Source organism: Roseovarius sp. (genome assembly GCF_018066915.1).
Classification (GTDB): domain Bacteria; phylum Pseudomonadota; class Alphaproteobacteria; order Rhodobacterales; family Rhodobacteraceae; genus Roseovarius.
Genome location: NZ_JAGPVV010000289.1, coordinates 1 through 10,344, shown reverse-complemented (window position 1 = coordinate 10,344; position 10,344 = coordinate 1). Strand labels below are relative to the sequence as shown.

Below are 10,344 nucleotides of genomic sequence, written 5' to 3'. Positions count from 1 at the left end.
AGGACGAAAATCGCCTGAGATCCTCGGGGCAAGCCCGAGGATGACGTCTCCACCACCCCCGTCATCCTTTCCCTTGCCTTGTGCCGCAACGCGCGTATGGTGCGGGCAAAGGAAAGGTGCCGCAGTGCAGCAAGACGACAGCCATATCACCCTCATTACCCCCACGGCCCCGGTTCAGACCCATACCCACGGGGGGCGGGCGAAATGTCTGCAACGCCTTGTGCGGCTCGATCTGCCGGTGCCGCGCACCATTGCCCTGTCGTTCGAGGCGGTGCACCGGATCGCGGCGGGGGAAGTGCCGGATATGGCGCGCTTTCTTGCCCCTTTTGGCGATGCGCCGCTGCTGTGCGTGCGCCCCTCGTCCGAAGACCCTGATTGGGGCGGGCCGGGGGCGGTGCTCAATATCGGCATCAACGACGCGCGCTTTGTCGAACTCTCTGACCGGATCGGCAAAGAGGCCGCGTCGCATATCTATCTGCGCTTTGTGCAGGCCTATGCGATCCATGTGGCGCGGCTTGATCCGGACGTATTCGAGGATGTCTCGCCCGACCCGGTTCTGGGCCTGAGCCAAGCGCTCAAAGCCTATGAGACCGAGGCCGAAGAGGAATTTCCCCAAGACCCTGGCAAGCAACTGACCGAGGTGCTGCGCTCTATGGCGCGCGCTTGGGAGGGCACCACCGCGCGGCTCTTGCGTCAGGCCAAGGGCGCGCCCGCCGATGCAGGGCTGGGCCTTGTGGTGCAGGAATTGGCGCTGGGGCTGGGGCAGGGGGAATGTGGCTCTGGCGTGATGCAACTTGTCAATGGCCAGACCGGCGCGCGCCAGATCATCGGGCGTTACCTCAGTCAAAGTCAGGGCCGCGATGCGCTGAGCAATGGCGCGGATGCGATCTATCTCACCCGCGATCCGCGCGGTCCCTCGCTCGAGGAACTCGCCCCCGATGCCTTTGCCGAAATCCGCGCCTATGCGGAACTCATGCGCGCCCGCCTGCGCGAGGAAATGCAGGCCGAATTCACCATCGAGAATGGCAAGGTCTGGATACTCGACGGGCTGCGCGTGCCCCGTAACGGGCGCGCGGCGGTGGCCATTGCGGTGCGCATGGCCGAGGATGGCATCATCAGCCGCGACGAGGCGCTGATGCGCGTCGAACCGCGCGCGCTCAATGAATTGCTGCACCGGCAGGTTGATCCCAACGCCCCCCGCGATGTGTTGGCGCGTGGCATCGCCGCAAGCCCCGGTGCCGCCACGGGGCGCGTGGTCTTTTCCGCCGCCGAGGCGCAGGCCGGTCATTCGCGTGGCGAGGCCTGTATCCTCGTGCGCCGCGAAACCAGCCCCGAGGATATTCGCGGCATGCACGCGGCGGTGGCCGTGCTGACCGAGCGGGGCGGCATGACCAGCCACGCGGCGGTGATCGGGCGCGGCATCGGTCTGCCTTGCGTTGTGGGCGCCTCGGAAATCCATTTCCAGACCCGGCGCAAGCAGTTGACCATGCCCGATGGCCGCGTCGTCAAGGGGGGCGATGTGATCACCGTCGATGGCACAGGTGGTCTGGTGCTGGCGGGCGAGACGCCGCTGCTTGAGGTCGCGCGCGACGACGCCTTTCAGACGCTGATGAGCTGGGCTGATGATGTGCGCGACATCGCGGTGCGGGCCAATGCCGACACCCCCGCCGATGCGGAGGTTGCGCGCAAGTTTGACGCGCGCGGTATCGGTCTTTGCCGCACGGAGCACATGTTCTTTGATACCGAGCGCCTGACGGTGATGCGTGAGATGATCTTTGCCGATGGCAGCACCGACCGCGCTGCCGTGCTGGAACGGCTCTTGCCGATGCAGCGCGCCGATCTGGCCGATCTCTTTCGGATCATGCAGGGGCTGCCGGTTTGCATCCGCCTGTTTGATCCGCCGTTGCATGAATTCCTGCCCACCGACCGGGCCGGGCATCTGCAACTGGCCGAAGCGCTCGATCTGCCGCTCTCGGATGTGACGCGACGGGTCGAGGCGCTGAGCGAATACAATCCCATGCTGGGGATGCGTGGTGTGCGTCTTGGCATCACCGTGCCGGAAATCTACGACATGCAGGCGCGTGCCATTTTCGAGGCCACGCTCGAAGCCAGCCGCGAGGGCGCGCCCGTGGTGCCCGAAATAATGATCCCGCTGGTCAGCGCCAAGCGCGAGGTGGAATTGGTCAAGACGCGGGTCGATGCGGTGGCCGCCGCTGTGCGCAACGAAACGGGGCGCGATTTTACCTATCGCCTGGGCGTGATGGTCGAGACCCCACGCGCCTGCCTGCGGGCGGGCGAGTTTGCGCCGCTGGTGTCGTTTCTCAGCTTTGGCACCAATGACCTCACGCAGATGACCTATGGCCTCTCGCGCGATGACGCGGGTCGGTTCATGTCTGAATATGTCAAGCAGGGCGTCTACCCCGAAGACCCGTTCCACATGCTCGATGTCGATGGTGTGGGTGAGTTGCTCAAGATCGGGGCCGAGCGCGGACGCGCGGCCAATCCCGAGATCAGCCTGTCGATCTGTGGCGAACATGGCGGCAACCCCGAATCAATCGCCTTTTGCCGCGACGCCGGTTTTACCTATGTCTCTTGCTCGCCGTTCCGCGTTCCTGTGGCGCGACTTGCTGCCGCACAGCTGACCGTCCGCGACAAGATACGGTAGTCAAAGCGGCAGTCCGCGCAAGATCAGACAAAGTCTAGGCGTATTTCGGGACAGAAAAAGCCATCGGCGGGAACCCGCCGGTGGCCCAGGTGGACGGCTGAGCCGATTTTGGCTAGAGGGCGCACATGCCGTGGACCATACGTCCACCCGCCTGGAGACGAGAATGAGACGGATTGCACTCGCTGCGGCACTCGCAGTGCTGGCAGGCCCTGTCATGGCCGACGCCCCCGTGACCCGATTGATGGAACAGGAAATGCGCGCATTGCGTGCGATCTCAGGCGACCGAATGGCGCGCTATCTCAGCAGCCCGGAAACCGACATCAGCTATTCAAGTGCCTGGCTCGACCAGCAAGCCCCGGCCCAAGGTGGCCCCGAGTGGCGCTGTCTGGCAGAGGCGCTCTACTTCGAAGCGCGCGGCGAGAGCGTCAAGGGACAGTTTGCTGTTGCCGAAGTGATCCTCAACCGCGTCGATGATCCCAATTACCCCGATTCCGTCTGCGGCGTGATCCATCAGGGCACCGGCCGCAAATATCAGTGCCAGTTCACCTATACCTGTGATGGCCATGCTGATGTGATCGCCGAGGGCGAAGCGTTCCGGCAAGTGGGCAAGGTGGCCCGTGCCATGGTTGATGGCGCCCCGCGCACCCTGACCAGCGGTGCCACGCATTACCACACCCGCAACGTCAATCCGCGCTGGGCGCGGCAGTTTCCGCGCACCGCTTCGATCGGGGTGCATTATTTCTACCGTCAACCCACGCGTCTGACGTCGAACTGAGGCAGCGCGTAACGAATTCGCCGACTTTCACGACAATCGCGGTTGACTCGGGCGCGGGCGTCGGTAAAAGGCAGGCTTCATGAGATATTCCCGGGTGATCCGATTGCCCGGCGCAGGAGATAACCAATGGCGAAGCCGACGACCATCAAGATCCGTCTGAACTCGACCGCGGGCACGGGCCATTTCTACGTGACCAAAAAGAACGCACGCACCATGACCGAAAAGATGACCGTACGAAAGTACGATCCCGTGGTGCGCAAGCATGTCGAGTACAAGGAAGGCAAGATCAAGTAAGATCCCCTTCCAGACCAGACAGCCAAAGCCGCGCCAACCCGAGCGCGGCTTTTTCCTTTGGGGCGCTCCGGTGGCCGGCGATTTTACCCCGAAGGGTTCTCCGATGTCCGAGGTTCTGATCCGCCCCGTCTTTCCCGCCGATCACGCGGCAATTTCCGATCTTTTGCACGCGGCCTATGCCCGCCAGATGCGCAGCGCCTATCCCGAAACGCTGACGCGCGCCGCGCTGCCGCTCTTGACCCGCCCGGTGCCCTCGCTGCTCTTTGGCGGGCGCTACGTTCTGGCAGAAGCCGGGGATGAGGTGCTGGGCATCGCGGGCTGGAGCGACATCAGCCCGTTTGGCCGCACCTGCCCGCCGGGGCAGGCGCATCTGCGCCATCTGGCCGTTGCCCCTGCGTGGCAGGGGCGGGGGATGGGCCGCCTTCTCATGGCGCATCTCGTTGCCATGGCGGACCGGGCCGGGGTGCGGCACCTGCACTGTCTCTGCCCGCTCAATGCGGTGCCCTTTTGCAGCGCGACAGGCTTTGACATGCTGGGCGAAGTGTTTCTCAGCCTCTCACCCGATGTCAGCCTGCCCGCGGCCCAGATGCGGCGAGACATTGGGCCTCAGCCGGTGCACTGTCCGTTGCCAATAGAGGCTGGTGCGACTCTCTGACCTATGGCAGACTGCCATGCGTCATGCGTGTTTCATTGAGCCTTTTTTCAAAACTGATTGTGGTCGTTGCCCTTAGCTTGGCATTGGCCGGAGTCGGTTTTGCGCATCGCGACCTCAACGCCCGCACGTTCGATCCGGCCTATCTCGCCTTTGTCGCGGCGGGGGGCACGGCGCAGGACCTGTGCGAGGATCACGCGGCCCATGACACAGCGCCGGGTCCGTCGGATCACAGGGGTGCCAGCGGCTGCGAGGCGTGCCGCCTTGTCTATACCCTTGTCGTGCTGGCGATGGTGGAGACCGTGCAGCCTTGGCACGCACCGCGTATCGCCCCCCTTGCTCTTGGCGCGCCCGAAACCCGGACGCAGACCATCGCGCATAGGCTGGCTCAGGTGCGCGCGCCACCGCAGGCGTGATTTTCAAAACCAACTGTTTTTGAAATTCCCCCGGCACCGGGGGTCATCCTGATGGAGTCGTCCATGACGTCGATTGATCCAACCCATGCCCCTGCGCAGGCGCGCACCGGGGTCAACAAATTCTACTTTGCCGCCTGGCGCTGGCATTTCTACGCTGGCCTTTTCGTGATCCCTTTCTTCTGCGTCCTCGCTGTCACCGGCATGATGATGCTGTGGATTTCCTGGGTGGATGGGCGCGATGGCGAACGCACGCCGGTGGTGCCGCGGGAAACCGCCCTTGCTGTCTCGCAACAGGCCGAAGGGGCGCTTGCCGCCATTCCCGGTGGCACGCTCAAGCAATACGTGGCCCCGCGCCGCGATGATCTGGCTGCGATCTTCCGCGTCGATCTGGAGGGCGAGGCCAATATGGTCGTCGTCGATCCCTACACGGCCCAAGTGATCGAGATTTTCCCGCGCCGCTCTGGCTGGTATGATTTCGCCGATGGCGTCCACAGCAACCTGATGCTGGGTGTCACCGGCGACCGCATGCTGGAAATCGCGGCCTCTCTGGGCATGGTGCTGATCGCCACCGGCCTTTATATGTGGTGGCCGCGTGAGGCGGGATGGCGGGCGGCGCTGATCCCGACCTTTGGCCGGGGTCGCGCGCTCTGGCGGTCGCTGCATGGCGTGCTGGGCTTCTGGATTTCTATTGTTCTGGCGTTTTTCCTTGTCTCCGGTCTCGCTTGGGCCGGGATATGGGGGGAAAAGATGGTTCAGGCCTGGAGCCAGTTTCCGGCCGAGAAATGGGATAATGTGCCCCTCTCGGACGATATCCACGCCAGCATGAACCACGACCGCAAAGAGGTGCCTTGGGCGCTCGAACTCACGCCTATGCCGGCCTCTGGCAGCCATGCCGGGCATACGGGTGTCGACACCGAGGCCGGAACCGTGGTCGATATCGACACGCTCGATGCGCTTGCGCGCGAAATCGGCTTTGACGCCCGCTATCAGCTCAACCTGCCCAATGGAGAAACCGGCGTCTGGACCATCAACCGCGATTCCATGAATACGGACGACACCGATCCCACATCGGACCGCACGGTGCATGTGGACCAATACACCGGCAATATCCTCGCCGATGTTCGGTATGAGGATTACTCGCTCGCGGGCAAGGCGATGGCGGTGGGCATCGCGCTCCATGTGGGCACGATGGGTCTCTGGAGCGTGCTGGCAAATACGGTCTTTTGCCTCTCGGTGCTGTTTCTCTGTGTCAGCTCCGTCGTGATGTGGTGGAAACGTCGCCCGGCGGGGGCGGGTGGACGCCTTGCTGCGCCGCCGCTTCCCAAGGATATGCCGATGTGGCAGGGCGCGGTGCTGGTGGGCATCGCGGTCTCGCTGGCCTTTCCGATGGCGGGATTGACGCTGATCACGGTGCTCGCGCTCGATGCGCTTGTGCTCTCGCGCCTGCCGATGCTGCGCCGCCTTGTGAACTGACCGCTGAGGGCAAAATCGCCCTCATCCAAGATCAAACGCCCGCAGAACCCCGCCCCAGTGGCGGGGTTTTGTCGTTATGGTGCTGTGTCGGCGCGAATTCATGGGAATGAGTGGGACGAGCTGGGCAAATCGAGAGATTTGAGCGGGAATCCGCGAATCACACACGGTGCACAGGCCGCATATGGCAAGAAATTGCGCGTGAACTTTGGTGTTTCTTTGCATAGATCATGGGAAATGCCCGTGGATTTGATCCATGATGCCTATATAGTCGGGAAATCGTGGGAAATTTAAAACCCTTCAATATTCACATATTTTGTGATTAGAATTTCACCAAATACAACATAAGGTAGGTATTGAGTGAATTCTGGCACAGAATGTTGTTTTTGCAGGTGCTTGAAAACAATATCATGTGCTGATCTCGTAAAAAATCGTTGCCATGGGACAATTTCCCAGTGTATCAAGATTACACGATGAGGACGGGATCACAGAGGGGCGCCAAGACCCCGAAAACTCCCAAGTCAGGTTTCATACAGGCCCCCGCTTTCATCGAACAAAGAGATCCGGCGCGCGAGCGAGCAGACATCCCCCCAGGTGGCGCGCGCAGTCGGACACCCCGCTCAAGCGGGACGAGGGCGGCGGGTTGATCAGTGGCAGCAGATCAACCCGCCGTTTCGTGTCTCAGGGGTTCGTTTTCAATCTGGGGCAGACATAGGGACCAACGGGACAGTGGGCCGGATTTTCAGAGGTGAGAGCCTCCACAAGGTGGATGGAAAGGGCAGGGTATCAATCCCGGCCCTGTTTCGCCGTGTGATCGAGGCCTCAGACCCGAACTGGACCGACGGTCTCAACCCGGAACTCATCATCGTTTATGGCGACCACCGCCGTCGCTATCTGGAATGCTACACCATCGAGGCGATGCAGGAGGTGGATGCCAAGATCGCAGCCCTGCCGCGCGGCTCGAATGCGCGCAAACATCTGCAACGCCTCTTTCACGGTCAGAGCTTTCCCACCTCGGTCGACGAGACCGGGCGTCTGGTGCTGCCCGCCAAGCTGCGCAAGAAGATCGAACTTGAGGATGAGGCGTTTTTTATCGCCGCCGGGGATACCTTTCAGATCTGGAAGCCCGAGACCTACGAGACCGACGAACTGTCCAAGACCGAGGAATGGCTTGACGAATTCCCCGATGACTTTGACCCGTTGATCCTGCTCGACAATCCGGACGGGGTTTGACCCATGGCCGCTGCCGCCGCCCCCAAACCAACCGCCTCGCATATCCCCGTCCTTTTGCGCCCGCTGATTGCTGCTGTGGCGCCAGTGCAGGGGGTGTGGCTCGATGGCACGCTGGGGGCTGGCGGTTATGCCCGCGCGTTGCTCGAAGCGGGGGCGGAGCAGGTGATCGGCGTTGACCGCGACCCCCTAGCGCATGAGATGGCGCGGGGCTGGGGGGCGGAGTATGGCGACAGGCTGCGCCTTGTCTTGGGCAATTTCGCGCAGATGGATGACTATGCCACCGATCTTGATGGCGTCGTGCTCGATCTTGGTGTGTCCTCGATGCAGCTTGATCAGGCCGAGCGCGGCTTTTCGTTCATGAAAGACGGCCCGCTCGACATGCGCATGAGCCAAGAGGGCCCAAGTGCGGCTGATCTGGTCAACACCGCCGAGGAATCCGATCTGGCGGACATCCTCTATCTCTACGGCGAAGAGCGCGCGAGCAGGCGTATCGCCCGCGCCATCGTCAAGGCACGCGAGCAGGCACCGATTGAAACCACACTGCATCTGGCAGGTCTGATCGAACGCTGCCTGCCGCGCTCCAAACCGGGGCAGGCGCATGCCGCCACCCGCAGTTTTCAGGCGATCCGCATCGCGGTGAATGACGAATACGGCGCGCTTATCGCGGGGCTAGAGGCGGCGGAACGCGCGCTCAAAGAGGGCGGGCAACTGGCGGTCGTGACCTTTCATTCCATCGAGGATCGGATCGTCAAACGCTTTCTTCTGGCGCGTTCGGGCGGGGGCGGCACCGGCAGCCGCCACGCCCCGGAAATCACCCGCGACGCGCCGCAGTTCACCCTCAAATCGCGCAAGGCCATCGGCCCCGATGACGAGGAGTTGGCCGTAAATCCGCGCGCCCGGTCTGCCCGGTTGCGTGTCGCCACGCGCACCGATGCCCCTGCCGGGCGCACCGAGCGCGGCGCTTTGGGGGTCCCCATGTTGAAGGGAGCGAAATGATGCGCAGCATTCTCTATGTTCTGACCGCGCTGGCCGTGATCGGCCTTGCCTTCTGGGCCTACCGCGAGAATTACCGCACCCAAGAGGCACAGGCCAAGGCGCAGGCGCTCCAGAGCGCCATCGGCGAGGCGCGCGCGCGCCTGCGCGTCCTCAACGCCGAATGGGCCTATCTGAACCGGCCGGATCGCCTGATGGATCTGGTGGAATTGAACTATGACAAGCTGGGCCTCTTGCCCCTGCAACCGTATCAGTTTGGCCGCGTGGATCAGGTCTCGTTCCCCAAGCCCGCCGAATTGCCGATCACCAACCCCGTTGATGTGTCCAACATGGAGCAGTTCCCATGATCCGCACGCCGCTGCGCCCGCTTGCACGTATTCTCGAGGCCCGCAACCGGGGCGAAAACCCTGATGCCATCGAACGTGAGAACCTCCGCCTGCGGCACGAGGAAATGCGTGACCGTGCCCGTCGCCGCGCCGAGGGGCGGCTTTTGGTGCTGGCGGGTGTGTTCTTCGTGGCGTTCGGGGTTGTCGGCGGGCGAATGGCGGTGCTCGCGGGCACCGAACCGACCGAGCCTACGACCAGCGTCGCGGGGGCGCAGATTTTCGCGCAGCGCGCCGATATCGTGGACCGCGAGGGGCGTATCCTTGCCACCAATTTCGACACGCATAGCCTCTATGCGCAACCCCAGCAGATGATCGACCCCGAACATGCCGCCGACAGGCTGGTCGAGATTTTTCCCGATCTCGACCGCGCGCGGTTGATCAAGGATTTCACCGGCCCGCGCAAGTTCTTGTGGATCAAGAAGAAACTCAGCCCCGAGCAAAAGCAGGCGGTACATGACATCGGCGAACCGGGCTTGCTCTTTGGTCCGCGCGAAATGCGGCTCTATCCTAATGGGCGGCTGGCCGCGCATGTACTGGGTGGGGCCAGTTTCGGACGTGAAGGCGTGCATGCCGCCGAGCTTGTGGGCGTGGCGGGCATCGAACGGCATCAGGACGCACGGCTGCGCGATCCGGCGCAGGCGCATGAACCTTTGCGGCTCTCGCTTGATCTCAGCGTGCAGGCGGCGATGGAGCGGGTGCTTTTTGGCGGCATGAAGATCATGAACGCCAAGGGCGCGGCGGGCATTCTCATGGATGCCCATACCGGCGAAGTGGTGGCTGTGGCCTCGCTTCCTGATTTTGACCCCAACGACCGCCCCGCGCTGCCCACCTCCGGCAGCCCGAGCGATAGCCCGCTCTTTAACCGCGCGGTGCAGGGCGTTTATGAGCTTGGCAGCACCTTCAAAGTCTTTCCCGTGGCGCAGGCGCTCGATCTGGGTCTGATTAACCCCGAGACCATGATCAACACCAAAAGCCCGATGCAATGGGGCAAGTTCCGCATCCGCGATTTCAAGAATTATGGCCCGGAACTGAGCGCGACCAAGGTGATCGTCAAATCCTCCAACGTCGGCACCGCGCGCATTGCGCTTGAAATCGGGGCCGCAAGGCAGCGCGAATTCCTGGATAAGCTGGGGTTCATCGCGCCCGTGCATCTGGAAATCGCCGAAGCCTCTGGCAGCACGCCGCTTTTGCCCAAGAACTGGTCAGACCTCTCGACCATGACGATTTCCTATGGTCATGGCCTCTCGGTCAGCCCGATGCATCTGGCGGCGGGCTATGCCACGATTGCCAATGGCGGACGGCGCGTGACACCCACGCTCTTGCGTGATCCCACCCGCGCGCCGGGCGAGCGGATCATCTCCGAGAAAACCTCGGCCATCATGCGCGAGATGTTGCGTCATGTCGTCACCGAAGGCACGGCAAGCCTTGGCGAAGTGCCAGGCTATGCGGTAGGCGGCAAG

10 protein-coding genes are annotated in these 10,344 nt (G+C 62.9%); all 10 read left to right on the top strand.

Annotation, left to right across the window (positions count from 1 at the left end; translation table 11 throughout):
* Positions 1 to 124: 124 nt before the first annotated feature.
* Positions 125 to 2,665, top strand: a complete 2,541-nt coding sequence (locus KBT70_RS16150; RefSeq protein WP_296636322.1) for a putative PEP-binding protein — start codon at positions 125 to 127, stop codon at positions 2,663 to 2,665.
* Positions 2,666 to 2,828: 163 nt separating this feature from the next.
* Positions 2,829 to 3,440: a cell wall hydrolase gene (locus KBT70_RS16145; RefSeq protein WP_296636319.1), complete on the top strand. Its 612-nt coding sequence runs from the start codon at positions 2,829 to 2,831 to the stop codon at positions 3,438 to 3,440.
* Between the two features lie 126 nt (positions 3,441 to 3,566).
* Positions 3,567 to 3,734 (top strand): 50S ribosomal protein L33, encoded by a 168-nt coding sequence (gene rpmG / locus KBT70_RS16140; protein ID WP_007799108.1) that lies wholly within the window; start codon positions 3,567 to 3,569, stop codon positions 3,732 to 3,734.
* A gap of 103 nt (positions 3,735 to 3,837) precedes the next feature.
* Positions 3,838 to 4,389 carry a GNAT family N-acetyltransferase gene (locus KBT70_RS16135; RefSeq protein WP_296636314.1) on the top strand — a complete coding sequence of 184 codons (552 nt, stop codon included), beginning with the start codon at positions 3,838 to 3,840 and terminating at the stop codon, positions 4,387 to 4,389.
* A gap of 35 nt (positions 4,390 to 4,424) precedes the next feature.
* Entirely contained in the window at positions 4,425 to 4,802 is a 378-nt protein-coding gene (locus KBT70_RS16130) for a hypothetical protein (RefSeq protein ID WP_296636311.1), read from the top strand.
* A 63-nt stretch (positions 4,803 to 4,865) separates the two neighbouring features.
* Positions 4,866 to 6,275, top strand: coding sequence for a PepSY domain-containing protein (locus KBT70_RS16125; RefSeq protein WP_296636308.1), 1,410 nt, complete (start codon positions 4,866 to 4,868; stop codon positions 6,273 to 6,275).
* A gap of 726 nt (positions 6,276 to 7,001) precedes the next feature.
* Positions 7,002 to 7,505 (top strand): division/cell wall cluster transcriptional repressor MraZ, encoded by a 504-nt coding sequence (gene mraZ / locus KBT70_RS16120; RefSeq protein ID WP_296636306.1) that lies wholly within the window; start codon positions 7,002 to 7,004, stop codon positions 7,503 to 7,505.
* 3 nt (positions 7,506 to 7,508) lie between these two features.
* The gene (rsmH, locus tag KBT70_RS16115; protein WP_296636303.1) at positions 7,509 to 8,501 is read left to right on the top strand and encodes a 16S rRNA (cytosine(1402)-N(4))-methyltransferase RsmH; all 993 of its coding nucleotides are present in this window, start codon (positions 7,509 to 7,511) and stop codon (positions 8,499 to 8,501) included.
* Positions 8,501 to 8,845, top strand: coding sequence for a cell division protein FtsL (locus KBT70_RS16110; protein ID WP_296636325.1), 345 nt, complete (start codon positions 8,501 to 8,503; stop codon positions 8,843 to 8,845). The genes rsmH and KBT70_RS16110 overlap by 1 nt, the downstream gene beginning before the upstream one ends.
* Positions 8,842 to 10,344, top strand: a 1,503-nt coding sequence (locus tag KBT70_RS16105; protein WP_296636300.1) for a penicillin-binding protein 2, incomplete at its 3' end; no start/stop codon positions are given. The genes KBT70_RS16110 and KBT70_RS16105, both read left to right, overlap by 4 nt.

What these genes read in the sequence shown, in the direction of transcription:
- KBT70_RS16110 (WP_296636325.1), top strand. Translation starts at nt 8,501, where the DNA reads ATGCGCAGCATTCTCTATGTTCTGACCGCGCTGGCCGTGATCGGCCTT.
- KBT70_RS16145 (WP_296636319.1), top strand. Translation starts at nt 2,829, where the DNA reads ATGAGACGGATTGCACTCGCTGCGGCACTCGCAGTGCTGGCAGGCCCT.
- rpmG (WP_007799108.1), top strand. Translation starts at nt 3,567, where the DNA reads ATGGCGAAGCCGACGACCATCAAGATCCGTCTGAACTCGACCGCGGGC.
- KBT70_RS16125 (WP_296636308.1), top strand. Translation starts at nt 4,866, where the DNA reads ATGACGTCGATTGATCCAACCCATGCCCCTGCGCAGGCGCGCACCGGG.
- rsmH (WP_296636303.1), top strand. Translation starts at nt 7,509, where the DNA reads ATGGCCGCTGCCGCCGCCCCCAAACCAACCGCCTCGCATATCCCCGTC.
- KBT70_RS16135 (WP_296636314.1), top strand. Translation starts at nt 3,838, where the DNA reads ATGTCCGAGGTTCTGATCCGCCCCGTCTTTCCCGCCGATCACGCGGCA.